24 protein-coding genes, 1 pseudogene and 1 riboswitch are annotated in these 26,532 nt (G+C 49.6%); of the genes and pseudogenes, 9 read left to right on the top strand and 16 right to left on the bottom strand.

From position 1 onward, the window contains the following. Positions 1–32: 32 nt before the first annotated feature. A riboswitch (TPP riboswitch) is annotated at positions 33–129 on the bottom strand. A 1,125-nt stretch (positions 130–1,254) separates the two neighbouring features. The 4 genes and pseudogenes from E4Z61_RS02170 (at position 1,255) to rcnB (ending at position 2,809) form a co-directional block, all read left to right on the top strand. Further along, positions 1,255–1,818, top strand: coding sequence for a type IV secretion protein Rhs (locus E4Z61_RS02170; protein WP_135321327.1), 564 nt, complete (start codon positions 1,255–1,257; stop codon positions 1,816–1,818). After that, a complete protein-coding gene (locus E4Z61_RS02165; protein ID WP_135321326.1) occupies positions 1,815–2,144 on the top strand; it encodes a putative T6SS immunity periplasmic lipoprotein in 330 nt (109 codons plus the stop codon). Before E4Z61_RS02170 ends, E4Z61_RS02165 begins: the two co-directional genes overlap by 4 nt. A gap of 3 nt (positions 2,145–2,147) precedes the next feature. Further along, positions 2,148–2,288 (top strand): annotated as a pseudogene (locus E4Z61_RS02160) (Hcp family type VI secretion system effector); the annotation flags it as partial. Positions 2,289–2,476: 188 nt separating this feature from the next. After that, positions 2,477–2,809 (top strand): Ni(II)/Co(II) efflux transporter accessory subunit RcnB, encoded by a 333-nt coding sequence (gene rcnB, locus E4Z61_RS02155; protein WP_135321325.1) that lies wholly within the window; start codon positions 2,477–2,479, stop codon positions 2,807–2,809. 66 nt (positions 2,810–2,875) lie between these two features. Here the strand turns inward: rcnB and E4Z61_RS02150 are convergent, their stop codons facing one another. The 6 genes from E4Z61_RS02150 to apbC form a co-directional block, all read right to left on the bottom strand. Beyond that, a complete protein-coding gene (locus tag E4Z61_RS02150; protein ID WP_135321324.1) occupies positions 2,876–3,859 on the bottom strand; it encodes a fimbrial protein in 984 nt (327 codons plus the stop codon). Between the two features lie 11 nt (positions 3,860–3,870). After that, positions 3,871–6,357: a fimbrial biogenesis outer membrane usher protein gene (locus E4Z61_RS02145; protein WP_135321323.1), complete on the bottom strand. Its 2,487-nt coding sequence runs from the start codon at positions 6,355–6,357 to the stop codon at positions 3,871–3,873. 14 nt (positions 6,358–6,371) lie between these two features. Continuing rightward, positions 6,372–7,052: a fimbrial assembly chaperone gene (locus E4Z61_RS02140; RefSeq protein WP_135321322.1), complete on the bottom strand. Its 681-nt coding sequence runs from the start codon at positions 7,050–7,052 to the stop codon at positions 6,372–6,374. Between the two features lie 63 nt (positions 7,053–7,115). Continuing rightward, positions 7,116–7,655 carry a fimbrial protein YehD gene (gene yehD / locus E4Z61_RS02135; RefSeq protein WP_135321321.1) on the bottom strand — a complete coding sequence of 180 codons (540 nt, stop codon included), beginning with the start codon at positions 7,653–7,655 and terminating at the stop codon, positions 7,116–7,118. Positions 7,656–7,920: 265 nt separating this feature from the next. After that, entirely contained in the window at positions 7,921–8,202 is a 282-nt protein-coding gene (locus E4Z61_RS02130) for a DUF2574 family protein (protein ID WP_135324853.1), read from the bottom strand. A 261-nt stretch (positions 8,203–8,463) separates the two neighbouring features. Further along, positions 8,464–9,573 (bottom strand): iron-sulfur cluster carrier protein ApbC, encoded by a 1,110-nt coding sequence (apbC, locus tag E4Z61_RS02125; RefSeq protein WP_135321320.1) that lies wholly within the window; start codon positions 9,571–9,573, stop codon positions 8,464–8,466. A gap of 164 nt (positions 9,574–9,737) precedes the next feature. On the opposite strand from apbC, the gene metG reads away from it, so the two are divergent. Together metG and E4Z61_RS02115 are read left to right on the top strand one after the other, a co-directional pair. Further along, positions 9,738–11,771: a methionine--tRNA ligase gene (metG, locus tag E4Z61_RS02120; protein WP_135321319.1), complete on the top strand. Its 2,034-nt coding sequence runs from the start codon at positions 9,738–9,740 to the stop codon at positions 11,769–11,771. A gap of 161 nt (positions 11,772–11,932) precedes the next feature. After that, positions 11,933–12,391, top strand: coding sequence for a YehR family lipoprotein (locus E4Z61_RS02115; protein WP_135321318.1), 459 nt, complete (start codon positions 11,933–11,935; stop codon positions 12,389–12,391). 42 nt (positions 12,392–12,433) lie between these two features. Here the strand turns inward: E4Z61_RS02115 and E4Z61_RS02110 are convergent, their stop codons facing one another. Genes E4Z61_RS02110 through E4Z61_RS02100 form a run of 3 tightly spaced genes read right to left on the bottom strand, consistent with a single transcriptional unit; the run spans position 12,434 to position 15,352 of the window. Next, a complete protein-coding gene (locus tag E4Z61_RS02110) occupies positions 12,434–12,904 on the bottom strand; it encodes a YehS family protein (RefSeq protein WP_135321317.1) in 471 nt (156 codons plus the stop codon). A 46-nt stretch (positions 12,905–12,950) separates the two neighbouring features. After that, entirely contained in the window at positions 12,951–13,670 is a 720-nt protein-coding gene (gene btsR / locus E4Z61_RS02105; protein WP_115258047.1) for a two-component system response regulator BtsR, read from the bottom strand. Beyond that, positions 13,667–15,352, bottom strand: a complete 1,686-nt coding sequence (locus E4Z61_RS02100) for a sensor histidine kinase (RefSeq protein WP_135321316.1) — start codon at positions 15,350–15,352, stop codon at positions 13,667–13,669. The genes btsR and E4Z61_RS02100 overlap by 4 nt, the downstream gene beginning before the upstream one ends. Before the next feature lie 226 nt (positions 15,353–15,578). Between E4Z61_RS02100 and mlrA the strand changes: the two genes are divergently transcribed. After that, a complete protein-coding gene (gene mlrA / locus E4Z61_RS02095; RefSeq protein WP_135321315.1) occupies positions 15,579–16,310 on the top strand; it encodes an HTH-type transcriptional regulator MlrA in 732 nt (243 codons plus the stop codon). A 51-nt stretch (positions 16,311–16,361) separates the two neighbouring features. Next, the gene (locus tag E4Z61_RS02090) at positions 16,362–16,469 is read left to right on the top strand and encodes a protein YohO (RefSeq protein ID WP_003027354.1); all 108 of its coding nucleotides are present in this window, start codon (positions 16,362–16,364) and stop codon (positions 16,467–16,469) included. Here E4Z61_RS02090 and E4Z61_RS02085 read toward each other — a convergent pair. The 5 genes from E4Z61_RS02085 to bglX form a co-directional block, all read right to left on the bottom strand. Next, positions 16,450–17,181 carry an ABC transporter permease gene (locus E4Z61_RS02085; RefSeq protein ID WP_135321314.1) on the bottom strand — a complete coding sequence of 244 codons (732 nt, stop codon included), beginning with the start codon at positions 17,179–17,181 and terminating at the stop codon, positions 16,450–16,452. The genes E4Z61_RS02090 and E4Z61_RS02085 overlap by 20 nt on opposite strands. Continuing rightward, on the bottom strand, positions 17,165–18,112 hold the full coding sequence (locus E4Z61_RS02080; protein ID WP_135321313.1) for an ABC transporter ATP-binding protein: 948 nt from the start codon (positions 18,110–18,112) through the stop codon (positions 17,165–17,167). The genes E4Z61_RS02085 and E4Z61_RS02080 overlap by 17 nt, the downstream gene beginning before the upstream one ends. Continuing rightward, positions 18,105–19,211, bottom strand: coding sequence for an ABC transporter permease (locus E4Z61_RS02075; RefSeq protein ID WP_135324852.1), 1,107 nt, complete (start codon positions 19,209–19,211; stop codon positions 18,105–18,107). The genes E4Z61_RS02080 and E4Z61_RS02075 overlap by 8 nt, the downstream gene beginning before the upstream one ends. 75 nt (positions 19,212–19,286) lie before the next feature. Beyond that, positions 19,287–20,204, bottom strand: coding sequence for a glycine betaine ABC transporter substrate-binding protein OsmF (gene osmF, locus E4Z61_RS02070; protein ID WP_135321312.1), 918 nt, complete (start codon positions 20,202–20,204; stop codon positions 19,287–19,289). Positions 20,205–20,392: 188 nt separating this feature from the next. Then, positions 20,393–22,690, bottom strand: a complete 2,298-nt coding sequence (gene bglX / locus E4Z61_RS02065; RefSeq protein ID WP_135321311.1) for a beta-glucosidase BglX — start codon at positions 22,688–22,690, stop codon at positions 20,393–20,395. 232 nt (positions 22,691–22,922) lie between these two features. Here bglX and dld point away from each other — a divergent pair, with 232 nt between their 5' ends. After that, positions 22,923–24,635 (top strand): D-lactate dehydrogenase, encoded by a 1,713-nt coding sequence (dld, locus tag E4Z61_RS02060; RefSeq protein ID WP_135321310.1) that lies wholly within the window; start codon positions 22,923–22,925, stop codon positions 24,633–24,635. 63 nt (positions 24,636–24,698) lie between these two features. Here the strand turns inward: dld and pbpG are convergent, their stop codons facing one another. Both pbpG and E4Z61_RS02050 read right to left on the bottom strand, forming a co-directional pair. Further along, positions 24,699–25,646, bottom strand: coding sequence for a D-alanyl-D-alanine endopeptidase (gene pbpG / locus E4Z61_RS02055; RefSeq protein WP_135321309.1), 948 nt, complete (start codon positions 25,644–25,646; stop codon positions 24,699–24,701). A 180-nt stretch (positions 25,647–25,826) separates the two neighbouring features. After that, a complete protein-coding gene (locus E4Z61_RS02050; protein ID WP_135321308.1) occupies positions 25,827–26,414 on the bottom strand; it encodes a Yip1 family protein in 588 nt (195 codons plus the stop codon). Positions 26,415–26,532: the final 118 nt, after the last annotated feature.

Below are 26,532 nucleotides of genomic sequence, written 5' to 3'. Positions count from 1 at the left end.
GGTTCAGCTCCTGCCCGCGTGAAAGAAGGGACACGGGCAGTGTCAGACTTCCCTACGCTGGCATTATCCAGATCAGGTGGTACGGGTATTTCTCAGCCTTCACCAGGAAGGGCACCCCGAGTCATTTCATTTATAAAACAATCAGTTACACATTGAAAATTTGTATATGTTTAGTGTAACCGGGGCTTACCCACAGGAGCAAGAATTTTCGATTTATCACAGTATTTATCACACTGGAAATAGGCAAATCACGTAATCAATCACCACAATGTGTTCACCCGCTCGAACAGTCGATTAATGAATCAGGAGCGTATGAAAGTACGGATTTGACAAGCAAATCCTACGCCCGGTTATCGCTTCTTCACCGCTAGGCAGGAGGGAACCAAAAAACTAACATCACCGATAAAAGGAAGGTCAAAACAACAAACCCCGCCAGTAAGCGAGGTTTGTTTACTATCCCTTATTTCTACGAACCAATCACCGATCAAGCAATGTAGCTATCAAAGGCTTCCTTACACATATCAATCATTGATTTTGAATCATTTGAGGCAACGCTAGTAAGGCCAGAAAGCAACGTTTTAACAGTATCATTAGTAGGTTCAGCACTATAAAAATCAGTCCAGAATGCCACCCATTGAGGGCGCTTAGATTCAACATCATGAGCAACGAACGGGGCATAATTATTCACTCATGAAATTTAGAAATAAAAAATCTTCCTAATATGACAAGGAATGATTTCTGATTGGAGATTTCATTTTATCAAATTAGGAAGGGATTTTTATAAATGTATAGCTCTAAGCTAAATAAGCATGTTCAAGAGCATCTATGAACTACACTTATTGAGCTTAAAGCAACAAAAACATGTTTTTTAGTACCGTGAAGTTACTATTTAAGATGAATATTTACCTTGAACATTTCCAATAGCAGAAAAGCAAGTTTTTCAGCATCTAAGAGACTTTAGCCAAAACACCAATAAAAGAAAACCAAATACCTAAAATCAACATTAGAGGAATAATAAAAGTAAACTATTATGCTCTTCCTTTATCGTTCCCTTATGCCCTTCCCTCTATCGTGGCTTCTAGCTTCCGTCGAATCAGTTTCTTAGCTGGCGATATTTAGCAACACTAAAATCTGATGTAATTTTACTTAAATCCCTTTGATTTTAGGAGCCTTCTCGGAAAAACCTTTTCCTCACTTTGTCCTTTTGGTAGTACGATTAACGATCAATACCTACAAGGATCAGAGGGATATTGAATGCCAGTTGATGAAAGTATAAAACCCACATCAGGAACACCCATTGTAGCTGGAGGAATCAGGCAACTCACGTTAGGTGAGATAGCTCTTGCTAAAACGCTTTTCGGTGGAAGCCTCATTTATAGCCGCATTTGGGTACATCGTGAAAGCTACCTCCCCTTCAACATGCAACCTGTAGATGTTGCTATGACTCCTAACGGCGAACTATGGTTTAGAGAAGAAACCTATTCACCTGATTTTTCATTAGAGCAAGATCTACAAAAGAAACATAGATTCATGCACGAAATGGTTCACGCATGGCAAGCACAAAAAGGTATGTTTGTTAGAACAAGAGGCTTATTTTCTCGCTTCGCTGACTACAGTTATACCTTAGATAAAGCTGATTTCCTCCATTATGGATTAGAACAACAAGCATCAATAGCTAGTGATTATTGGCTACTCGTCACATATGGCTTTAATAGAGACACATCTTATTTAGCAGAATACAAAGATTACAACTCTAGCTTATCTACTCATGAATTAATAAGAAGATACAAAGCCGTGTTAAAGGATTTTCCCGGATGAAACAATTACTAATACTACCTGTGATATTCCTTCTTTCAGGCTGCCCCGGTGGAGGTGTGCCAGTAGCTGAACATCGTAGCGTGTTTAGAGAAGGTGATACTATTTGTTTCACTGTAAATAAAACAGACGTACTTGATCGTTATAGTATTTATTATTGGCCTGACAAAAAATATACAGTGATCAAAGCTGATGATAGAGTTTCTTTATCATACCCTGATACCTGTTTTAAAATTAAGTTACATAATGGCTATCAGTACAATATTGCATATAGCCTTAATGGTAAAAGTTATTCAGATTCATTTTTTATTGATAAAGACGGGAATTAAAATATGTCATTACCAGCTTATTTGTTTTTATATGATGAAAATGGAATGCAAATTCCAGGGGATTGTATGGCGTTAGGTCGTGAAGGTGCTATTGAGATAATGAATAGTAGCTATGGTGTACGCCAACCTGTAGATAGAGTTACACCGGCTTCAGCAACAGGATACTGTCTGCACACTCTGTTGTAAATTGCAGGCCAACGTTGCCGCATATCTGTACTTCATTTACACTTTTTACGAAATGACTGGAGTAATAACAAAAAAGTGCTTGTCAGGTATCCTGAAACCCCGGAATGATACACGACTGTTGTTGATGACCCGAAAAAGTAGAGAGGATGGGTATGAAGAATAAAATGTTGCTGGGCGCACTGCTGCTCGTGACAAGCGCCGTCTGGGCTGCGCCTGCCGCCATCGCAGCCCCTAAGGGTATCGATAAATATGAGCTGAGCGGCTTTATTGCTGACTTCACCCATTTCAAACCGGGCGACACGGTCCCGGCGCTGTATCGTACCGATGAATACGCGATTAAGCAGTGGAATCAGCGTAACCTGCCAGCACCGGCAGCAGGTACACACTGGACCTATATGGGCGGTGCGTATGTGTTGATTAACGATGCCGACGGCAAAATCATTAAAGCCTATGATGGCGAGATTTTTTATCACAGGTAAGATAAGTAAAACACGTACTTTCAGCAAGAAAGTACGTGAAATCAGAAAAGAGTACCATTACGTCAATCAGTCATACGATACCGCAAAGATCACTTTACTTTGTACATCACCTGGCTGTAATGGCTCTCCGATAACGCGGACATATTTCGCAGTGATGGGGAAAGTGTATTGATTATTGATCGTCGCCAGTTTAGCTATTTTATTCATCAGAATATCGCCCAATTTTAACGGCGTGGTTGTACTACCACTGTAAATCTGGAAACCTACTCCTTTTGCGCCATTCATTAATGTATTTCTCAATATAGTTCCGCTGTCATTCCAGTCGCCACGTGCAACCTTGAAATTTACCGGGTTTGAGGTGACGTTGTAGATGCTTTCACAATTAAGTACCAGATCTGTAGAACCTGACTTGGTATTGCTTGCACTTAGCATTTCGTTTAGCGTGGTATCTGGCATATTAATTTTGTATGTTGCCTGAGAGAAACGACAGGTCGTTGGTTTGTGTGTAACAGTGAAATTCATATTCTGGGTATAGGTTGAAGAGTTCGACAACCGCTTTGTAGCCCAACAAAAGAGATAAGCTACCCAGTTGTCTGTGCAGGCATTTTCAGCAGTAATACTGACCACAGAATCACTCAAACTAAACGCATCGCCAGATACCGTCTGTTTTGCGGTGCCTGAACTCAAATAACTTGCTGTAATGGTAAAGTTTTTGGTATTTAGTGTTTCACTGGCACTCACAGTTGTCCTACCAATACTGACGGGGAAATCATTACTCGTTAAATTAATATTAATTAACACCTTCTTGCCGTTGCTCCCCTGGATAGCAACAATATAATCCTTGAGTAGCGTCGCATAATATAAACTATCGCTGTTAGCAGTACATGTTATATCGCCACTGGCATTGAGGTTTACTTTAGCCGTCGCCGTACCTGATGTCATATCCAGATTGATTGTCGACGCTCCTCCGTTTAACGACTGAAACGTACATCCGGCCTGTACCCCAAAGGATGACAATAGTAAAAATATTAAACACAGATATTCTTTCAAATTTCGCATCCTTATCGGCAAATATAGACTTTGATCTCTTCAATCACCTTATCAAAGGTAATTGTGCAGAATTGTCCCTGCTGTTTATTGACCGCAACGCGTACCGACGCGGGAATGTCGTTGGTGCGAATAAATAATCGACTGCCCTGGCCGACCAGACCAACGTTATTGCCGGAATTATCTTCGACCTCATAACCGAACGATAACGGTGTACCATCCGGACGCTGGGCGAGAAAATACCAGGGTTTACGCCGATCGGTTTCATACTCCGCCAGCAGAACCGCCCCACGATATGGCACCGCACCCTTACGGTTACCAAGCAGCGCCACATCACTGTTGCTATCGGAAAGATCCAACATCAGCATGTTCTCGCGATACGGCGTCAGGCTGTCATAAACCGCGTAACCTTTACTGTCCGTCGTTAAATAACGATGTCCCTGCACCGCCGCGCCCTGTAATCCCAGTGCTTTAACAATGGCAAAAGTATCTGAAAGCCGGGGAGTTAGCACCACGCCATCTGACCACACCACGACACCGCCCTGAATATTGCCACTTGCCTGCTGGTATTTATTCGACTGGCTATAGCTGCCGCCGAGCGTCGCCTTCGGCGCACGCCAGACCAGGCTTCCCCCCGCCATTGTCTCGTTCCCCTGCCGCTGATGACTGAGGTTAGCACCGTAGCTGAACTGATCGCGATTACCTGCCACACCGCTTAAGCTGGTGTTATTCGACTGATAACCATCATCATCGAACGTCGTCGAGTTAGAGACAAACAGATCGCGCCGCTGTGAGGAAATGCCATCACCCCACGAGAACGGAATGGAGATATACAGGTTAAAACGCTTATCCTCGTGATTATCCTCATCGTACGTTTGGCTAACGGAAAAGGTATAGCTGACACGTTGCCAGGAGTTCGAATAACTCAACTGATAATCTTTGCCCGTCCCGCTACGTTGCCAGTAATCGCGCCACAGACCGCTAGCTGCCAGAAATCCCCAGTCGGCAGGCAATGCCTGGTTGATATTTAGGGAGAAACTGTTCTTACGACCGAAGTCATTCTGGTAATAATCCACGATGTCATAAACATCATTTTCGTCCCGGTCATAATTATTTTTGTTATTCGCCCACACGTGATCGTTGAAGGTACGATAATCTCGCGAAGAGTAGCGATAGGCCGCCAGCGCAAACTGGGTTCCAGTCTGTGCGACATATTTATTCCACGCGACCTGATAGCTCTGCCCGTCAAAAACGCCGTTATCCTGTTCACTGTGCGAGCGCGTTCCATCCACCGAAACCGCACCAATCGGCGTGTTCCATCCGGTGCCGAGTACAAATGAAGAATAGTTATCTGACAACATTGAACCGCCATACACCGTCAGTAGATTATTCAGTCCATACAGATAACTACCCTGTATAAAATCAGACTGATTGCTCGCACCTTCAATGTTGCTGCGACCAGCGGCGAAATCATATTTCGCTACACCCGCCTGCAACATATTGGGGACTGATGAATAAGGCACCAAGTAATGTCTTATCGAGCCATCGGCCTCTTTCACACTGACATCCAGATCCGCGCCGCCTCCGGCAAGCTGCAAATCATCAATAGCGAACGGCCCCGGAGAGACCTCTTTCTGATAAATAATAAAACCGTTTTGTTCAATAGACACCAGCGCGTTGCTCTGTGCTATCCCGTGAACTACCGGCGTAAAGCGCTGTTTCGAGTTTTGCAACATTTGCATATCGCGCCAGATACGCACACCGCGAAACCGTACCGCATCAAAAAAATCTGTTCCGGTGTACATATCCCCGGCGCGTAATGTACCAAGGATCGAGGGAATACCACGTTCCATATACAAGGTATTACTTTTCCACTCTCCGCTACCCTCGTTGCCTTTCGTATAGTTGGCATTCGAATGCAACTGCCAGTCCAGCAAGTTCAATCCGCTATTCAGACTCACATAACTGCTTTTATCATCGCCACCATTCTTATAATTACTGTAATACTGGCTGGCATAATAAGACGTATAAAATGCGTTAATCCCGCGGTCCCAGGTTTCGGGCGGCATATAACCTGGCTCATGTTCATTCACATAGGCTTGAGGCACGCTTAAATTTAGTACAAATTGCCCGATATCATAACTAATGCTACCGCCCTGTACAGCTGCTCGTAACGGCACACAATCCACACTTTTATCAGCTTTAATACCGTCAGTACGAATACCAATTTGCTGTAACTGTGTCCTGGATAAACACGTCTCATCGGGATCGGCTTTAATATTAATATCATAATGGCCGCGCCAATGGTCATTCAAATAAACATCCATTTCATACATGCCGGGTATTGGCTTATCACCAGCAATTTGATAGCGGGAGATTTTTTCACCATTTAAACCACCGATCATAAAGTGCGTATCAAACGTTTCTTCTTCGGCCCATACAGATGATGAAGTCGCCAGTACCGACAAGATGGCCAGTGTAATCGAATTGATCTTTGACATAACCCGTCCTTGAGCTATTTTTCAGTTTTTATTTTTTCACTCAAATAATTTCCGTGATCATCAATAAGTGTAACATTGTAATGATTAACAACTGCTGGCGTGGTAATTGTTTTGTCCGTCCACGGTGCAAGTAGCAGCGTTTCTTTGTTAATTTTAGAATTACCTACCAGCTCGGGAATAGTTATCCAGTTGGCCGAATTGTTTTTAATCTTGATAGCACCTCTGGCATAGCTGACATTCAGACGAGAAAAACTATTTTTGTCCACGCCGGTGATGCCCTGTGGGCGATAAATAAATTTGATACGGTTTTGCATAGCGAATTTAATAATGTTCTTACCTTCGGATTCCGTGGAATTAGGCGGAATATCCAGCACGTTAAGGAAGAACAGACTTTCGCGATCTTGCGGCAACGTATTCGCCAACTGCTTAATTTTTAGCTGCTGACCGGAACCACCGCTAACCTTTGCCACGGGCGGCATCATCACAAAAGGAACCTGAATTTTCTCTGGTGGTAGACTGGTATCACCGTCATCTATCCACGACTGTACCAGCGCGCCACGACTGCCTTCGTTCATGATCTGCACGGTAATCTCTTTTTTCTGCGCCGGATAAATGATCCGGGTGCCATAAATATAGATACCTCCCCATGCTGGCATTACCGAGCCGGCCAGCAATAATACTAATAATTTTTTCATTATGATTATCCTTACTACAGAAAGAACCGGCGGCCGCAGCCGCCGAAAAACAGGATATAAATCTTAATCAGTAACAACGGTCATCGTCAGCGAAGAGGCAACGTCACCACCGGTAACGGTGGTAGAATCCACTTTCGCGTAACGCGCACTAAAGTCCAGAACATATTTATTATCGGCTGTTTTGGTTAGCTGAATACCAGTTTCAGGATTAACCTGTTTTGTAAAGTCATTACCATAATAGACTGCAAAACCAGCACCATTACTCGATGCAGTATTTCGTGTAATGTATTTATTTGAGCTATCAAATTGAGAACTAGAGAAAGTAATTTTTGGTGCTACAGAGCCAGTACATTCAACTATCAATGGCACTGTTGTTTTATTTGAATATCCATCATAAACGCCACCAGGAGTTAAAGCATTTAATCGATCGGCACCAATTTGGTTCATACCAATGGTCGCGGTTGTATCTCCGGTAAATTTACAGGTAGTCCCTACGACCTTACCAGTAATAACCAATTCGCCCTGATCAGAATCAGCAGAAAAAGCCCCAGCGCTCATAAATACAGCAGACAGTACAGCAGCAGAAATAATTGAATGTTTCATAGCATCTTCCTTAATAAATTAATTTTTATTTGTTAAGAGTGGTTAACTCTTGAAATTAAATTCGCACAGGAAGATCGTTACTGCAATGTAAACGTATTGTTTTGTTGATTTAAAACAAATAACAACTAGCAATATAATTACAACAAATATGTTTCTCTTACGTTTATATTTAGAATTAATAAATTAGTGCAATTAACTGCCCATAGTTATTCTACAAACAAATAACATTAAATAAATCATTTATTAAAATAATAAATTTAGATACTTAATCGTAACGGTTTAGCACAATCTGTCGCGGAGTATCGCCTTTAACAGTAACAACTTCGGTGACCACGCCTCTGACGGGTGTTAAAACGACCTTTGTGGTGTTTGAAAGACGGGAGGTATTGCCACACCGCTGCTGTAACTGGCTATCCACAACATCAGTGCTGCAGGTCGGAGCGGTAACGTTTCCGCTAATGGTCAATGTTGCCGTATCAGAGGCGAAGACAGGAAAGTTGATTCCATAAGTCAGCATTATTATTCCCACCAGCAAATTGTTTCTCATTTTAATCATGATTCCTGTGGTTAACGTAAACAGTATAAAAACAGCGTGTTCAAAGGGCGACAAACTAAACAGCCCGCATAAACCAATTGAAAGTGTAGATTAATATAATTGATTGGATCAATTCAAATGATCTGTTGAGGGTTTATTTCGGAAAAACAAATGGATTTATACAGACAGGATGAACAATATTGCGGAGACTTTTTACACAATATATTCACCGCATCAATATATTATTAATGCGGTGAATATCTGTAGCAGTGATTACACGGCGCGGAACGCAATCTCACCCGGGATCACTTCACCCTGCCAGTAAAGCTGTGCGGCTACACGCCCCGCCAGGTCACGGTAAATCGCGGTGAATTCGCTGTCTGGACGACTGATAACCGTCGGCGTACCACGATCGAGATCTTCACGCAGAGAAATATGCAGCGGCATTTGTCCCAGCAACTGAGTATGATACTGCTCTGCCAGCTTCTGCGCGCCACCGGTGCCGAAGATCGGCTCATGATGACCACAGTTACTGCAGATATGCATACTCATGTTCTCAACGATGCCCAGAACCGGCACTTCCACCTTCTCGAACATCACGATGCCTTTTTTCGCATCGATCAACGCGATGTCCTGCGGCGTCGTGACCACAACCGCCCCCGTTACAGGAATGTTCTGCGCCAGGGTCAGCTGAATGTCACCGGTGCCCGGCGGCATATCCAGGACCAGATAATCGAGATCCGGCCATAAGGTTTCTTGCAGCATCTGCAGCAGCGCTTTACTGGCCATCGGGCCGCGCCACACCATGGCGTTATCGTCAGTAACCAGATAACCAATGGAGTTGGTTGCCAGGCCATGAGACATAATCGGCGCCATATGGGTGCCGTCCGGTGAAGTCGGGCGCTGATTTTCTGCACCGAGCATCGTCGGGATAGACGGGCCATAAATATCGGCATCGAGAATACCGACCTTCGCGCCTTCCGCGGCGAGCGCCAGCGCCAGGTTAACGGCGGTTGAGGATTTCCCCACCCCACCTTTACCGGAACTGACGGCAATGATGTTCTTCACACCGTTGATGCCCGGCTGGTTTTTCACGCGTTTCAGCGTCGCGATGTTGTGCGACAGCTTCCAGTCAATGGCTTTCGCGCCAGTGATGCGCAATAGATCGGCACTGCATTGCTCTTTTAATACCTCAAACGCGCTGTGCCAGACGAATGGCATCACCAGCTCAACGTGCAGCGTGTCATCCATCCAGGCGACATGGTGCAACGCTTTTAGCGTCGTCAGATTATGCTTCAGGGTTGAATGCTGAAAATTCGCCAGCGTCCCGGCGACCATCGCGCGCAGGGTTTCTGGTGATTTGGCCTGGGATTGTGCGTTCATCCCGACTCCTTTTTGTTGTTCTGAAAAGACGATTGTCACCGGGTAGTTTACTCCAACCGCGACAATTATTCATTTAAGGATAAATGCCCTTATCACTTGGCGCAGTAATTACCATTTTGGTACTATCAAAGCCCTTTTCACTACAAAAGAAGTAATTGCCCACTATGACTCAAGTCGCGAAGAAAATTCTGGTAACGTGCGCGCTGCCGTACGCCAACGGCTCTATCCACCTCGGCCATATGCTGGAGCACATCCAGGCTGATGTCTGGGTCCGTTACCAGCGAATGCGCGGCCACCAGGTAAACTTCATCTGCGCAGACGACGCACACGGTACGCCAATCATGCTGAAAGCCCAGCAGCTTGGTATTACACCTGAGCAGATGATCGGTGAAATGAGTCAGGAGCATCAGACTGATTTTGCAGGTTTTGACATCAGCTATGACAACTACCACTCTACGCACAGCGAAGAGAACCGTGAGTTGTCCGAGCTTATTTACACTCGCCTGAAGGAAAACGGTTTTATTAAGAACCGCACTATCTCTCAGCTTTACGATCCGGAAAAAGGCATGTTCCTGCCGGATCGTTTCGTAAAAGGCACCTGCCCGAAATGTAAATCTCCGGATCAGTACGGCGATAACTGTGAAGTCTGCGGCGCAACCTACAGTCCGACCGAACTTATCGAGCCGAAATCCGTCGTTTCTGGCGCGACGCCGGTGATGCGTGACTCAGAACACTTCTTCTTTGACCTGCCATCATTCAGCGAGATGCTGCAGGCATGGACGCGCAGCGGTGCGTTGCAAGAGCAAGTGGCAAACAAAATGCAGGAATGGTTTGAATCCGGCCTGCAGCAGTGGGACATTTCCCGTGACTCACCGTACTTCGGTTTCGAAATCCCGAATGCACCAGGCAAGTACTTCTACGTCTGGCTGGATGCGCCAATTGGCTATATGGGTTCGTTCAAAAACCTGTGCGACAAGCGCGGCGACACCACCAGCTTCGATGAATACTGGAAGAAAGATTCTGACGCCGAGCTGTATCACTTCATCGGCAAAGATATCGTCTACTTCCACAGTCTGTTCTGGCCAGCCATGCTGGAAGGCAGTAACTTCCGTAAGCCGACCAACCTGTTCGTCCACGGTTATGTGACGGTAAATGGCGCGAAGATGTCCAAATCTCGCGGTACCTTCATTAAGGCCAGCACCTGGCTGAAGCACTTTGACGCCGACAGCCTGCGTTACTACTACACGGCGAAGCTTTCTTCACGTATTGATGACATCGACCTGAACCTGGAAGACTTTGTCCAGCGCGTTAACGCCGATATCGTTAACAAAGTGGTCAACCTGGCGTCCCGTAACGCAGGCTTTATTGCTAAGCGTTTTGACGGCGTTCTGGCGACTGAATTGGCCGACCCAGCGCTGTATAAAACCTTCACCGACGCCGCAACGGTTATTGGCGAAGCATGGGAAAGCCGTGAATTTGGTAAAGCTATCCGTGAAATTATGGCACTGGCCGACGTAGCTAACCGCTACGTTGACGAACAGGCTCCGTGGGTTGTCGCTAAACAGGAAGGCCGCGATGCCGATCTGCAGGCGATTTGTTCCATGGGCATCAACCTGTTCCGCGTTCTGATGACCTACCTGAAGCCGGTTCTGCCGACGTTAAGTGAACGTGTCGAAGCATTCCTGAACAGCGAACTGACCTGGGATGCCATCCAGCAACCGCTACTCGGCCACAAGGTTAACACCTTTAAGGCGCTCTACAATCGCATCGACATGAAACAGGTGGAAGCGCTGGTTGAGGCGTCTAAAGATGAAGTGAAAGCCGCTGCCGCACCGGTAACCGGTCCACTGGCCGATGACCCGATTCAGGAAACCATCACCTTTGACGACTTCGCCAAAGTTGACCTGCGCGTGGCGCTGATTGAAAACGCCGAGTTCGTAGAAGGTTCTGACAAACTGCTGCGCCTGACGCTGGATCTCGGCGGTGAAAAGCGTAATGTTTTCTCCGGTATCCGTTCAGCCTACCCGGACCCGCAGGTGCTGATTGGTCGCCAGACCATTATGGTTGCGAACCTGGCGCCGCGCAAAATGCGCTTCGGCATTTCTGAAGGGATGGTTATGGCGGCAGGTCCTGGCGGGAAAGATATCTTCCTGTTAAGCCCTGACGAAGGTGCCAAACCGGGTCAACAGGTGAAATAAGTTAAACATCTCAAGCGCTGCAATCGCAGCGCTTTTTTATCGCATTAGATATTCCCCTAATCTGAAATACTCCCCTACTCCATTTTCGGACTGCTCAGTCACAGGTATTAGCCTTATTCTATGCCGCACTGGTATTCGATAATCATAAAATGGAGTTTTACATGAAAACGTTAAAAAAATTATTTACGGTGGCCATAGCGTCGGTTCTGGTTTTTTCTCTCGCCGGATGTGGCGATAAAGAAGAGACCAAAAAATTCAACGCCAACCTTAACGGTGCTGACATTACAATTATTTATACTTATAAGGGCGACAAAGTTCTGAAGCAAATCTCTGAAAGCAAAATCAGCTATGCGTCTGTTGGCGCCACCAATAAAGAAGATGCGGCAAAAGTATTCGACGCATTAAGCGCCAAATATCGCAATATTGCTGGCGTAGAGGAAAAACTCACCTACGCAGATACCTACGCGCAGGAAAATGTCTCCATCGATATGGAAAAAATCGATATGAAAGCGTTGCAGGCAATTTCCGGGATGACGCTTTCTGAGAAAGCCGATAAAAATATCAGCATGAAACAAATGCAAACGGTAATGGAGGCGGCGGGCTTTAAAGAAGTAAAATAATCACACCGGCGACCCGGTTTTATCCGAGGCCGCCAGTCTTGTTTACGCTTTCACGCTGTGCACTCGTTTGGTCAAACCGCGCAGGAAATAGCGTAAAAACTGATCCCCACACTCGCGGTAGTTTTTATGGTCCGGCGCACGCATCATGGCGGTAATTTCCGGCATCGACACACGGAATTTCTGCTCGGTCATGATCGCCAGAATATCATCGGTTTTCAGTGAAAAGGCGATACGCAGCTTTTTCAGTACCGTATTGTTGTTCACACGACGCTCAAGCGCCAGTTCAGGCGCCGAATCATCTTTACCGCGCAGATGGTAGATCAGGCCGTTTAAAAAACCGGAGAGAATGATGTCCGGGCAGCGAACAAACCCGTCTTCATCTTCTTTCGTCATCCAGGTATCGAAACTTGCGGAGGTGGATTCCATGTCAGCAAGCGCAAGAATCCGCACCATGTCGTTATTGTTCGCTTTCAGGGTGTAGCGCAGGCTACGAAGAATATCGTTACTTAGCATAGAGCCTTCAACTGTCGATGATGCAATGGCGCGCAGTGTATCAGTTTTACAGACCAATCGCCTCTTTTAGGCTTTTAAGATAACGGCGACTCACCGGCACGGTCAGACCGTTACGTAAAATCAACTCGGCCTGGCCGTTATCTTCCAGGCGAATTTCCTGCAACTGCGCCATGTTAACCAGGTATTGTCGATGACAACGCAACAGCGGCGTGCGACTCTCCAGCGTTCTCAGCGTAAGCTCGGTAAAACCTTCTTTACCGTCGCTGCTGGTAACAAAAACACCGCTCATACGGCTGCTGACAAAAGCGACATCATCCATTTGCAGCAGATAAATGCGGCTATGTCCGGAACACGGTATAAATTTTAACGCCTGCTGATTTTCCGGCAACACCGACACATCCTGCTTCGTGCGTTCCTGACGTAAACGGATCAGCGTTTTCTCCAGCCGGGTTTCTTCTATCGGCTTGAGCAAATAATCAAAAGCATGTTCTTCAAAGGCTTTCACCGCGTACTCATCAAAAGCGGTCAGAAAAACGATATACGGGCGATGTTCCGGATCGAGCATACCGACCATTTCTAGGCCGCTAATGCGCGGCATCTGAATATCGAGAAACAGCACATCCGGGCGTAATTTGTGTACCGCGCCGATGGCTTCCACCGCATTCGAACATTCCCCCACAATCTCAATGTCGCTTTGCTCCTGCAACAGGATCCGCAGATTTTCCCGCGCTAACGGTTCGTCATCCACAATCAACACTTTGATCATGCCAGTTCCTCCAGGGGAAGTCGTAAAGTGATTCGGGTAAAGTGGTCGGGATCGCACACTACGGTGATGCCAAAATCATCGCCAAACCGCTCTCGCAGTCGTTTATCCACCAGATTCATCCCCAGTCCGCTGGCTTCGGTTGTCGGCAAATACAGCCCGGCATTATCTTCGATATCCAGCATCAGATACTGCCCTTCACGTCGGGCGGTAATAGAGACTTCTCCGGTGTCGAGCAACTGCGAGGTACCGTGCTTAATGGCATTCTCCACGATGGGCTGCAAGGTAAAGGCAGGCAATTGCTGATGCGAAAGTTCATCCGGTACCGTTAACGTGACCTGCAGACGCGACTGGAACCGTGCCTTTTCAATTTGCAGGTAGGCGTTAACGTGTTCAATCTCATCGGCCAGCGTCACAATCTCAGACGGACGTTTTAAGTTTTTGCGAAAGAAGGTCGAGAGATATTGCACCAACTGGCTGGCCTGTTCGCTGTCGCGGCGGATCACGGCTTTGATCGTATTAAGCGCATTAAACAAAAAATGAGGATTCACCTGCGCATGCAGGAGTTTAATTTCTGACTGCGTGAGCATCGCTTTTTGGCGCTCATATTGTCCGGCGAGGATCTGCGCCGACAGCAGTTGCGCAATCCCTTCGCCAAGCGTGCGGTTGATCGAGCTAAACAGGCGGTTTTTGGCTTCATACAGCTTGATGGTCCCCATCACCCGCTGGTTTTCACCACGCAGAGGGATCACCAGCGTCGAGCCTAATTTGCATTGCGGATGTAGCGAGCAGCGGTAAGGCACTTCGTTCCCGTCGGCATAAACCACTTCTCCGGTTTCAATCGCCTTTTGGGTATAAGAAGATGAAATTGGCCTGCCGGGCAGATGATGGTCGTCACCAATTCCGGTGAAGGCCAGCAGCTTATCGCGATCAGTGATCGCCACTGCGCCGATGTCCAGTTCCTCGTACAGCACTTGGGCGACCTTCATGCTGTTAACCTCATTGAATCCCTGCCGCAAAATCCCTTCCGTAGAGGCGGCAACCTTTAGCGCGGTGGCAGAAAAAGCCGAGGTGTATTTTTCGAACATGGCCCGTTTGTCTAGCAAAATGCGCATAAACAACGCCGCACCCACGGTATTGGTGACCATCATCGGCGCAGCAATATTACTCACCAGATGCAGCGCATTATCAAAGGGACGCGCAATCAGTAAAATGATCAGCATCTGCACCAGTTCGGCAAAAAAAGTAATCGCGCCCGCCGTCAGCGGGCTAAAGACTTTATCGGTACGACCTCGACGAGTCAGTACACTGTGTACCAGCCCTCCGAGCAGGCCCTCGACAATGGTCGAGATCATGCAGCTCAGCGCTGTCATGCCGCCCATCGAATAACGATGCAGACCACCGGTCAGCCCGACCAGCCCCCCAACAACCGGACCGCCAAGCAAGCCGCCCATCACCGCGCCAATCGCACGGGTGTTGGCAATAGAATCTTCAATATGCAGCCCCAGATAGGTGCCAAGAATACAGAAGATAGAAAAGGTAACGTAGCAAAGGAGTTTGTGCGGCAGTCTGACAGTCACCTGCATCAACGGAATAAATAAACGCGTTTTGCTCATCAGCCACGCGATAACGAGAAACACACACATCTGCTGTAGCAGCAGCAACACCAGATTAAACTCGTACATACCCGCCAACCACAGTCTACTTAAAAGCGCGTAACATACATTGGCTGCGCATAACTTTCTTTGAACTGTTGCAAAAAAAAAGGAAATTGTGAGAACGATCACTCAAAAGAGTGGGGATGATTACAAAATCACCCGGCATCTGAACAAAAAACAGACAAAACTACCTGGTTCGCAAAAGAGCGTCTAAAGTAAAACTGGGACCTCGCGAGCAAGAGTGAGACAACAAATGGCGCTTTACACCATAGGTGAAGTGGCTTTGCTTTGTGATATCAATCCTGTCACTTTACGTGCGTGGCAGAGGCGTTATGGATTACTGAAACCGCAGCGCACAGACGGCGGTCATCGCCTGTTTAACGATGCGGACATCGACAGGATACGTGAGATAAAACGCTGGATAAACAACGGTGTTCAGGTCAGCAAGGTTAAAACATTGCTCAGCAATGAGAGCATTGATGTGCACAACGGCTGGCGTGAGCAGCAAGAAACACTGTTGAGCTATCTGCAAAGTAATAATCTGCATAGCCTCCGACTGTGGATCAAAGAGCGTGGTCAGGATTATCCCGCACAAACGCTTAATACCCACCTGTTCATTCCTTTGCGGCGACGCCTGCAATGCCAGCAACCTATTCTTCAGGCGCTGCTTGGTATCCTCGACGGCGTGCTTATTAACTACATTGCAATTTGCCTCGCCTCTGCCCGTAAAAAGCAGGGTAAAGATGCGCTGGTCGTCGGCTGGAATATTCACGATACCACTCGGCTATGGCTGGAAGGCTGGGTCGCCAGCCAGCAGGGGTGGCGGGTTGACGTGCTGGCCCACTCGTTAAATCAGCTAAGACCGGAACTGTTTGAAGGCCGGACATTACTGGTCTGGTGTGGCGATAACCAGACGCCGGCTCAACAACAGCAATTAACGGAGTGGCGTGCGCTGGGCCACGATATTTATCCACTCGGTATTTAATATTTCATTAACAAACGTGTACAATCCTTCTATTAACATAAGGAGTACATCATGAGCGCAGCTAAAATCGGTGTGATCACCCTCTTCCTGCTGATGGCCATCGGCGGTATCGGCGGTGTGATGCTTGCAGGTTATACCTTTATTTTACGTGCCGGGTAAGGCGCTGCGCTAAGCGCTCAAAGCCGCGATCGACAATGATCGCCGCCAATGCGACCAATAGCGCGCCTTGTATCACATAAGCGGTGTTAAACCCGCTAAGTCCGATGATAATCGGCGTTCCCAGCGTGTTTGCGCCCACGGTTGAGGCGATCGTCGCGGTGCCAATATTAATAATCACCGACGTGCGAATTCCGGCCACAATGACCGGCGCGGCCAGCGGCAGCTCCACTTTACGCAACCGTTGCCCGTCACTCATCCCCATCCCATTGGCAATGTCCAGCACACCGGTCGATACCCCGCCCAGCCCTGCCAGCGTTGCCTGTAAGATCGGTAACACGCCGTACAAAATCAGCGCAATGATGGCTGGCTCCGGACCAAATCCCATCACCGGGACGGCGATGGCTAGCACGGCGACCGGAGGAAAAGTTTGCCCCACTGCGGCAATGGTTTCCACCAACGGTCTGAACTCGGTTCCCCATGAACGGGTCACCGCAATCCCCGCCCCCATGCCAACGATCACCGCAACCAGGCTCGAGATCCCGACCAGACTAAAATGGGCCAGCGCCAGCGCCAGAAAACTCTCCTGCTGATAAACCGGACGCGGCAACTGCGGAAACCACGCGCTAAACAGCACCTGGCTATGAGGCAAGCCCGCCAACAGCAGCAAAAAACAGATAACCAGCCACAGCAGCGGATCAAACAGATATTTCACGGTGAGGCCTCGATGAAAGTAAATCCTGAAAATGGAGCGTTCCGCAGGTGGTCCCCTGTGCGTCGACCACCGGTAAAACTTCGCAACCTCGCGCCACAAAAGCGGAGAGCGCATCACGGAGCGTCATCTCGTCCACCAGAGGCTCACCGCCGAGTTGTTCATGTCGACGGGTAAACTCACCCACGGTGCGCAGCGCCAGCAACCGTACGCCCAGTTCGCTGCGGCCAAAAAAGGTTTGTACGAAATCGTTAGCTGGCGTCGTGAGCATCGATAGCGGCGTGCCTTGTTGCACCACCTGGCCTGCGTCCATCAGTACCAGATGTTCCGCCAGCCTCAACGCCTCATCAATATCGTGGGTGACCAGCACAATGGTCCGCCCCAGTAAGCGGTGGATCCGGGTCATCTCCTGTTGCAATGCGCTACGTGTTACCGGATCCAGCGCACCAAAGGGTTCATCCATCAACAGCACCTGGGGATCGGCGGCCAGCGCACGTGCCACCCCGACCCGCTGCTGTTGCCCGCCAGAGAGCTGATGGGGATAACGGTGACGCAAGCTCTCTTCCAGCCCCAGTAGCGTCATCAGTTCCTCTGTTCGGTCATCAATACGCGAGCGCGACCACTTTTGTAGTTTCAGCACGGTGGCGATGTTCTGCGCAACGGTCCAGTGCGGAAACAATCCAATAGACTGAATGGCGTAGCCCATCCGCCGCCTTAACTCCAGCACCGGCTGGCTGCGGATCTCTTCACCGGCAAAGCGGATCGTCCCGCTGTCATGCTCCACCAGTCGGTTAATCATCTTTAGCGTGGTGGACTTCCCCGAACCCGACGTCCCAATCAATACTGAAAAGCTGCCTTCGCGAAAATGCAGGTTGAGATCGTTGACCGCGTTTTGTTGGCCAAAGGTTTTACTGACATGGTTAAATTCAATCATCAACGTTCACCTTCAGCAGTGCTAAACCTAAATCAAACAGGGCATCAATGAGCACCGCCAGCACCACCACCGGGACGACCCCCAGCAGCACTAAATCGACGGCACTGCTGAGCAACCCCTGGAAAACCAGCGCGCCAAATCCCCCCGCACCAATCAGCGCGGCAATAACGGCCATCCCCACCGTCTGCACCATCACCACCCGTAAACTGCGCAAGAAGACCGGTAACGCTAGCGGGAACTGTACCGCGCAGAAACGCTGACGCGGGCTCATCCCCATTGCCCGGGCGCTTTCCAGCACATCGCGCGGAACCTGATTCAGCCCCGCCACCACGCCACGCACCAGCGGCAGTAGCGCGTACAGCACCAGCGCAATCAGCGCAGGGGCCAGCCCGGTTCCGGCAATACCCAACCCGCCTAACCAGGGAAAATGCTGAACCAGCCCGGCAAGCGGCGCAATCAGCAGGCCAAACAGCGCCACGGAGGGAATGGTCTGGATGATGTTCAGTACAGCAAATACCGGCCCCTGGCGCGACGTCGAGAAGGCGCACCATATGCCCAGTGGGATACCAATCAACAGCGCAGGCAGCACGGTTCCGAGCAGGATAGTCAGATGTTGCGCCAGCGCGTCATCGAAGACATCCTGGCGATTGGCGTACTCTTTGAGCAGAGAAAGGTCGTTGAACATCCCGGTCATCAACAACACAACGGGGACGGTGGCTATTTGCATATGCAATAACCAGCGCCACAGTGGCCTTGCGGTGAGTCGACGAATCGCGTCGCTTAGAGCCTGCAGCATTAATCCCAGCCCAAGCCAGAATCCGCTACCGAGGCTGGTTCTTGCCAGCGGACTTCCCGTCTGCGCCAGCCAGGTAGCCGTTTTACCGGCGGCAATCAACGCCGCAATCAGCAGCAGTTGCACCACCATCAGGGTTAATACGTTACCTGCGTTTCCCGGTATAAAGCACAGAGCAAGCAGCAGCAAAAACACCACAGCCAGCCCCCACACGAAATCGGGCCAGAGTTCCCAGAGTTGTCGACCTTCACCGGAAACCAGTCGATTGGGGGCATAGCTGATGAAAGGCAGCGCTGCAGCAGCCATGGTTAATAACACCAGCAGCAACAGCACCCGATTGACAGATATCTTTGACACCGTACTCACCTGATGCAAATTCCGTTACTTCACCCATCCTTTTTGCTTCAGGTAATCTGCTGCGACTTTTTTCGCATCCAGCCCTTCAACGGCGATACTGGCATTAAGCTGTTGCAGCGTTTTTTCATCCAGACTGGCAAAGACCGGCTGCAGCCACTCCGCCATTTTTGGGTAGGCCTGCAATACCGATTCGCGCACGACCGGCGCAGGAGCATAGATAGGCTGGACGCCTTTCGGATCGCTGAGCGTTTGTAATCCCAGCGCCGCAACAGGACCGTCGGTGCCGTAGGCCATCGCGGCATTGACACCCGAGGTTTGCTGCGCAGCAGCTTTAATTGTCACCGCTGTGTCACCCCCTGCCAGCGATAAAAGCTGATTCTGATTAAGCGTAAAGCCGTAAGCTTTTTCAAACGCGGGCAGCGCGTCAGTACGTTCGATAAACTCCGCCGAAGCGGCCAGTTTGAACGTCCCGCCGTCTTTTAGGTAACGTCCCAGGTCCGCCAACGATACGAGTTTATTCTTTTCGGCGACATCCTGGCGAACCGCAATGGTCCAGGTATTATTGGCAGGCGCAGGCGTTAACCAGACCAGCTTGTTCTGTTCGGCATCCAGTTTTTTGACTTTTTCATAACCGGCCTGCGCATTTTTCCATGCTGGGTCATTCTCGTCTTTAAAGAAGAAAGCCCCGTTTCCGGTATATTCTGGATAAATATCCAGCTCGCCGGAGGTGATGGCCCCGCGCACCACTGGCGTGGTTCCCAACTGGACTTTGTTGACGGTTTTCACGCCGTGGTTTTCGAGCACCTGCAAAATAATATTGCCGAGCAGCGCCCCTTCAGTATCAATTTTTGATCCCACCGTGACGGGTGATGCGGCCTGTAGGGGCAAGCTCATCGCGGCGAACAGCGCCAGCGAACCCGCCCAGACCTTTGAGATTATCATGCTGCTCTCCTCATCCTTTTACTGCCCTTTTCAGAGACTTGAGGAAAAAGCATAGTCGAAAAATCAGGCCTTAACCTGGTAATTGGGTGATCCCGAGAGAAATGATTAGCTGTATTCGAGTGTTCGATAACACCGGGTCAGCGCCAAAAGAAAAGGCCGGGAATCCGGCCTTTTTCGTCACTCATCAATTACAGCAGTTCAAACTCGCCCCGCTTCACTCTGGCGGAATCCACGCCGATAAAGACGTTGAATTTGCCCGGTTCGACATCGTATTGCATACGCTGATTCCAGTATTTCAGCGCCTCAATATCAATCGGGAAACTAACGGTTTGCGTCTCACCCGGTTTGAGATTGACCTTCTCAAACCCTTTCAGCTGTTTGACAGGGCGACTCATAGAAGCGGTCACGTCCTGTAAATACATCTGAATCACCGTCGCCCCTTCGCGTTTGCCGGTGTTGGTGACCTGCACGCTGGCGGTGACGGTTCCATCACGTTTCATCGTCGGCGCGGAGAGCTTCACATCAGAAACCGTAAACGTGGTGTAGCTCAGGCCATAACCAAAGGGATACAGCGGACCATTGGCTTCGTCAAAGTAGCGTGAGGTGTATTTATTTGGCTTATCGGCGTTATACGGACGACCGGTATTCAGGTGGCTGTAATAGACCGGGATCTGCCCGACAGAGCGCGGGAAAGACATCGGCAGCTTGCCCGACGGGTTGTAATCACCAAACAGCACATCGGCAATGGCGTTACCGCCTTCCGTCCCGGCAAACCAGGTTTCCAGAATTGCGTCTGCCTGCTGGTCTTCTTTCACCAGCGCCAGCGGACGACCGTTCATCAGCACCAGCACCAGCGGTTTGCCAGTGGCTTTCAGCGCGGTAATCAGGTCACGCTGACTCTGTGGAATGGTGATATCGGTGCGGCTGGACGCTTCATGCGCCATGCCCTGCGCTTCACCGACCACGGCGACCACCACGTCAGACTGCTGCGCGGCCTTGACCGCTTCATCAATCATTGCCTGCGGCGAACGCGGATCAACTTTCACCGCCTCTTCATACAGATTGAGGAAATCAACAATACCTTTATCGTTGGTGATATTCGCCCCTTTGGCGTACACCACTTTGCCTTTATCACCCAGCGCATTCTTGATACCTGTCAGTACCGTCACCGACTGTTCGGCAACGCCTGCTGCAGACCAACTGCCCATCACATCACGCTTGCTGTCAGCCAACGGCCCCACGACCGCTATGGTCCCTGATTTCTTCAGCGGCAGCGTTTCCAGGCGGTTTTTCAGCAGCACCAGGCTTTCGCGTGCGACTTCACGCGCGTCTTTACGGTGTAAACGGCTTTCTGCGTTGGTGTCCTGTGGGTCAGACTCTTTGGCCCCCAGATGGCTGTAAGGATCGTTAAACAGCCCCATATCATATTTGACGTTCAGCACATGACGCGTAGCATCGTCCAGTTCAGCCATCGTCACCTTGCCTGATTTAATCAGGCCCGGCAGATACTTACTGTAATACTCATCGCTCATGCTCATGTTAATGCCGGATTTGATCGCCACGCGCACTGCGTCTTCAGGATCGGAGGCGGTACCGTGCTTAATCAGCTCTTTAATTGCGCCGTGATCGGACACAGTAATCCCTTTAAAGCCCCACTCATCGCGCAGCACATCTTTCAGCAGCCAGGCATCAGAGGTCGCAGGTGTGCCGTTCAGCGAGTTAAGCCCCACCATCACCGCGCCGCTCCCAGCGTCCAGCCCGGCTTTGTACGGCGGCATATAGTCGTTAAACAAACGCTGCGGACTCATATCTACGGTGTTGTACTCTTTCCCGCCTTCTACCGCGCCATAGGCCGCGAAGTGTTTGACGCTGGTCATCACGGAATATCTGTCGGCCGGGCTTTTACCCTGCATCGCTTCCACCATGGTTTTACCCATCGTGGCTGTCAGATAAGTATCTTCACCAAAACCTTCTGACGCACGTCCCCAGCGCGGATCGCGGGAGACATCAACCATCGGTGCCCAGGTCATATTCAGGCCATCGTCCGCGGCTTCATAGGCAGAGACTCGCCCCACTGTTCTGACAGCATCCAGATTAAACGATGACGCCAGACCTAGGCTTATCGGGAACACGGTACGCTGGCCGTGCAGCACATCATAGGCGAAGAAAAGAGGAATTTTCAGGCGGCTGAGTTCCATCACCTGATCCTGCATTTTGCGGATATCCTCGCGGGTAACGGTATTGAAAATCGCCCCGACCTGCCCGTCTTTGATCATCTCACGGATGGCTTCTTTCGGATTATCAGGCCCGACGCTTATCAAACGTAATTGCCCGATTTTCTCATCGACGGTCATCTGTTTGAGTAAATCAGTAACAAATGCATCCCGCGCTTCAGGGGTCAGCGGATGGTTACCAAACAAGGAGTCCGCCAGCGCTGGCTGCAACGCCAGACTTACCGCGATACCTACAGAACAAAGCCATTTCATGTTGATTCTCTCTTTATTTTTTCCCGACGAGGCAGCGAAAATATAACAAAAACCGCAGTTTGCCGTAAGCCTAAACGGGAGAAGTAAAGAAAGCTAAGGTTATTCTCCGAATTTTCAATACCGGGATAAATGAAGCACAGCCAATTCAGAGACAACCTGAATGAGAAAGCGTATTGTCATACTAGGCGCTATGCTTGTTTCTGATATTTTGTCCCACCACAAGGAGTGGAGAATGTCTTCCATTACAACAACCGATAATAAAGCGTTACTTAACGAACTGACCCGTCTGGTGGGTCATTCACACCTGCTTACCGATCCGTCTAAAACCGCCCGCTATCGCAAGGGCTTTCGCTCGGGTCAGGGCGACGCATTAGCCGTCGTCTTTCCTGGCTCACTGCTGGAACTGTGGCGCGTCCTCAACGCCTGCGTCATCGCCGACAAAATTATCCTGATGCAGGCCGCCAATACCGGGCTGACTGAAGGCTCCACGCCGAGTGGTAATGACTACGATCGCGAAATTGTTATTATCAGCACCCTGCGCCTCGACAAGCTGCACGTCATCGGCAAAGGCGAACAGGTGCTGGCTTATCCCGGCACCACGCTTTATTCACTGGAAAAAGCACTTAAGCCATTTGGGCGTGAACCGCATTCGGTCATCGGCTCCTCCTGCATTGGCGCATCTGTGATTGGTGGGATTTGCAACAATTCCGGCGGCTCGCTGGTGCAGCGCGGTCCGGCGTACACCGAGATGTCTCTGTTTGCGCGTATTGACGAACAGGGCAAATTACAGCTGGTCAACCATCTGGGTATCGAACTGGGCCAGACCCCGGAGCAGATCCTCAGCAAACTCGATGACGAACGCATTAAAGATGACGATGTTCGCCACGACGGGCGTCACGCGCACGACCACGATTACATTACCCGCGTCCGGGACATCGAAGCTGATACTCCTGCGCGCTATAACGCCGATCCGGATCGACTGTTTGAATCCTCCGGCTGCGCGGGAAAACTCGCGGTGTTTGCGGTACGCCTGGACACCTTTGAAGCAGAGAAAAACCAGCAGGTCTTTTATATCGGTACCAATCAACCAGAGGTGCTAACGGAGATCCGCCGTCATATTCTGGCGAAGTTTGAACACCTGCCGGTCGCCGGTGAATATATGCACCGTGATATTTACGACATCGCCGAGCAGTACGGCAAAGATACGTTTTTGATGATCGACAAGCTCGGTACCGACAAAATGCCGTTCTTCTTTACTCTGAAAGGTCGCACCGACGCGATGCTGGAAAAAGTGAAAATTTTCCGCCCGCACTTCACCGATCGTGCTATGCAGAAATTTGGGCATTTATTCCCCAGCCATTTACCGGCTCGGATGAAAAGCTGGCGCGATAAATACGAACACCACCTGCTGCTAAAAATGGCCGGTGGCGGTGTAGCCGAGGCGCAAAACTGGTTGACCGAGTTTTTCAAAACCGCCGAAGGTGATTTTTTTGCCTGCACGCCAGAAGAAGGCAGCAAGGCATTTCTGCACCGCTTCGCGGCAGCTGGCGCGGCGATTCGCTATCAGGCCGTCCATGCAAATGAAGTCGAAGATATTCTGGCGCTGGATATCGCGTTGCGTCGTAACGACACTGAATGGTATGAGCATCTGCCTCCAGACATCGACAGTAAGCTAGTACACAAACTCTATTACGGCCACTTTATGTGCTACGTCTTCCATCAGGATTACATTGTGAAGAAAGGCGTGGATGCGCATGCACTGAAAGAGCACATGCTGGAACTGTTGCAGGCTCGCGGGGCACAGTACCCGGCAGAACATAACGTGGGGCATCTGTACAAAGCGCCGGAAACGTTGACGCGTTTTTATCGCGAAAATGACCCGACCAACAGCATGAACCCGGGCATCGGCAAGACCAGTAAACAGAAGTTCTGGAAAGAATCGTAAGCCCGATAGCGTAAGCGCCATCGGGCTCGTTGCCGGCGGCGCTACGCTTTCCCGGCGTACGGTTTAATCGTTCTGTGCGGTTTGCTCGCCCTTCGTCGACCCCGTCGCCGCCATCTGTGCGGCTTTTTGCTTTTTATAACTCAGCGCAGCCGCCGGAACGGGCATTACTTTGCCTGTTTCGATCCAGGTGCGTAAACGGCTGGCATCGGCAAAGTGCGTATATTTACCAAAGGCATCCATCACCACCAGCGCAACCGGTTTGTTGTTAATAACCGTGCGCATCACCAGACAGTGGCCCGCCGCGTTGGTAAAGCCGGTTTTGGTGAGCTGAATATTCCAGTTATCGCGGTACACCAGATGGTTAGTGTTACGGAACGGCAGCGTATAGGCCGGGTTGGCAAAAGTCGCCATGTCCTCACGCGTCGTACTTAACTGGCCAATCAGCGGATACTGTTTGCTGGCAATCAGCAGTTTGGTGAGATCACGGGCGGTCGAAACGTTATGAATGGATAACCCGGTCGGTTCCACAAAGCGTGTCTGGGTCATCCCCAGTGATTTCGCTTTGGCATTCATTGCTTTGATAAATGCGTTATAACCGCCAGGATAATGATGTGCCAGGCTTGCCGCCGCACGGTTTTCCGATGACATTAGCGCCAGCAGCAGCATGTCTTTACGGCTGATTTCGCTGTTCAGTCGCACACGAGAATAGATGCCTTTCATTTCCGGCGTCTGGCTGATATCCACTTTCAGCTTTTCGTTCAGCGGCAGTCGTGCATCCAGCACCACCATCGCCGTCATTAATTTGGTGATCGACGCAATCGGACGCACAAGATCCGGATGGTTCGAATAGATGACTTTGTTGGTATTCAAATCAACAATCATCGCACTACCAGACGCAATCTCGGGTTGAGAGGCTGCTGCGGTAGCCGCCGTTTTTGCCACGGCTTGGGGTGCAAAAGGAACTGCCAGCACCAGGGCAAGGCTTAATAATGAAACTCGGAATTTAAGCATGATGAGATTTCTGATAATGGTTCACGCACGTCACAACGCACACCGCCCGAGATAAAGAATAATCTCAAGCTAGCTCAGGCATCATAACGACCCGGCAGCGTTGTCGCCACAGGAGAATCATCTCGAAATGCTGCATTGCTGGCTTTTACACCAGCAACGCAGCGCAGACAGATTGTGGTCTTAGAACAACCGGTACCCGTACCCCCACAAGATCACCGTAATCGCCAACAGAACCTCGAGCACCAGTACACCGATTGCCAGCGTTGAGCTGGAAAAGCTTAGCCCTTCCTCTTTGCTGATATTCAGGAATGTCGGGATGCCGAGATACAGCAAATAACCGGTGTAAAACAGCGCGATCGTCCCGACTAAGGCACACAGCCAGACCAGCGGATACAACGCCACTAGCCCACTTAAAAACAGCGGTGTGGCAACATAGCCGGCAAAGACCATGCAGTGTGCCAGCGAAGGACGCTGAGGATAGTTACGCGCCATCCACCAGATAACCCTGCCCATAACGGCCACGCCTGCCAGCATCACACCGTAAAACAGAATTGCCATCACAAATCCAGTCAACAGGGATAACTGTAATACGTTGCCGTCGCCAAAATTCCAGCCGATTTGCGTGGTGCCAATAAATGCGCAAATAACCGGGATTGCCGCCATCAGCAGGACATGGTGGGTATAGTGATGCGAAACGCTTTCGTTTTCGCTGTTAATCACGTGCATTTCACGATCGGGATGGGAAAATAGCCCCCAGACATGGTTCATACCGCCCCCTTCTTGTCAGCTCCGGACCTCAACACTTCAAGTATAATTCAGCTTTTGATTATTTTATGTACATGGGGAAAATACCGAATCGCTACGTTGTGGCTTTTCCGGCATAAAA

Origin of the sequence: Citrobacter tructae (assembly GCF_004684345.1) — a bacterium.
GTDB lineage: Bacteria > Pseudomonadota > Gammaproteobacteria > Enterobacterales > Enterobacteriaceae > Citrobacter > Citrobacter tructae.
This window is presented reverse-complemented; position numbering and strand designations above follow the sequence as displayed.

Coding starts and splice junctions, on each gene's coding strand:
- E4Z61_RS02140 (WP_135321322.1), bottom strand. CDS start 7,052: ATGAAAAAATTATTAGTATTATTGCTGGCCGGCTCGGTAATGCCAGCA.
- btsR (WP_115258047.1), bottom strand. CDS start 13,670: ATGATCAAAGTGTTGATTGTGGATGACGAACCGTTAGCGCGGGAAAAT.
- dld (WP_135321310.1), top strand. CDS start 22,923: ATGTCTTCCATTACAACAACCGATAATAAAGCGTTACTTAACGAACTG.
- E4Z61_RS02090 (WP_003027354.1), top strand. CDS start 16,362: ATGAGCGCAGCTAAAATCGGTGTGATCACCCTCTTCCTGCTGATGGCC.
- E4Z61_RS02075 (WP_135324852.1), bottom strand. CDS start 19,211: ATGGCTGCTGCAGCGCTGCCTTTCATCAGCTATGCCCCCAATCGACTG.
- E4Z61_RS02110 (WP_135321317.1), bottom strand. CDS start 12,904: ATGCTAAGTAACGATATTCTTCGTAGCCTGCGCTACACCCTGAAAGCG.
- E4Z61_RS02115 (WP_135321318.1), top strand. CDS start 11,933: ATGAAAACGTTAAAAAAATTATTTACGGTGGCCATAGCGTCGGTTCTG.
- E4Z61_RS02170 (WP_135321327.1), top strand. CDS start 1,255: ATGCCAGTTGATGAAAGTATAAAACCCACATCAGGAACACCCATTGTA.
- mlrA (WP_135321315.1), top strand. CDS start 15,579: ATGGCGCTTTACACCATAGGTGAAGTGGCTTTGCTTTGTGATATCAAT.
- E4Z61_RS02130 (WP_135324853.1), bottom strand. CDS start 8,202: ATGAGAAACAATTTGCTGGTGGGAATAATAATGCTGACTTATGGAATC.
- pbpG (WP_135321309.1), bottom strand. CDS start 25,646: ATGCTTAAATTCCGAGTTTCATTATTAAGCCTTGCCCTGGTGCTGGCA.
- E4Z61_RS02050 (WP_135321308.1), bottom strand. CDS start 26,414: ATGAACCATGTCTGGGGGCTATTTTCCCATCCCGATCGTGAAATGCAC.
- E4Z61_RS02100 (WP_135321316.1), bottom strand. CDS start 15,352: ATGTACGAGTTTAATCTGGTGTTGCTGCTGCTACAGCAGATGTGTGTG.
- metG (WP_135321319.1), top strand. CDS start 9,738: ATGACTCAAGTCGCGAAGAAAATTCTGGTAACGTGCGCGCTGCCGTAC.
- yehD (WP_135321321.1), bottom strand. CDS start 7,655: ATGAAACATTCAATTATTTCTGCTGCTGTACTGTCTGCTGTATTTATG.
- E4Z61_RS02145 (WP_135321323.1), bottom strand. CDS start 6,357: ATGTCAAAGATCAATTCGATTACACTGGCCATCTTGTCGGTACTGGCG.
- apbC (WP_135321320.1), bottom strand. CDS start 9,573: ATGAACGCACAATCCCAGGCCAAATCACCAGAAACCCTGCGCGCGATG.
- E4Z61_RS02080 (WP_135321313.1), bottom strand. CDS start 18,112: ATGATTGAATTTAACCATGTCAGTAAAACCTTTGGCCAACAAAACGCG.
- rcnB (WP_135321325.1), top strand. CDS start 2,477: ATGGGTATGAAGAATAAAATGTTGCTGGGCGCACTGCTGCTCGTGACA.
- E4Z61_RS02165 (WP_135321326.1), top strand. CDS start 1,815: ATGAAACAATTACTAATACTACCTGTGATATTCCTTCTTTCAGGCTGC.
- bglX (WP_135321311.1), bottom strand. CDS start 22,690: ATGAAATGGCTTTGTTCTGTAGGTATCGCGGTAAGTCTGGCGTTGCAG.
- osmF (WP_135321312.1), bottom strand. CDS start 20,204: ATGATAATCTCAAAGGTCTGGGCGGGTTCGCTGGCGCTGTTCGCCGCG.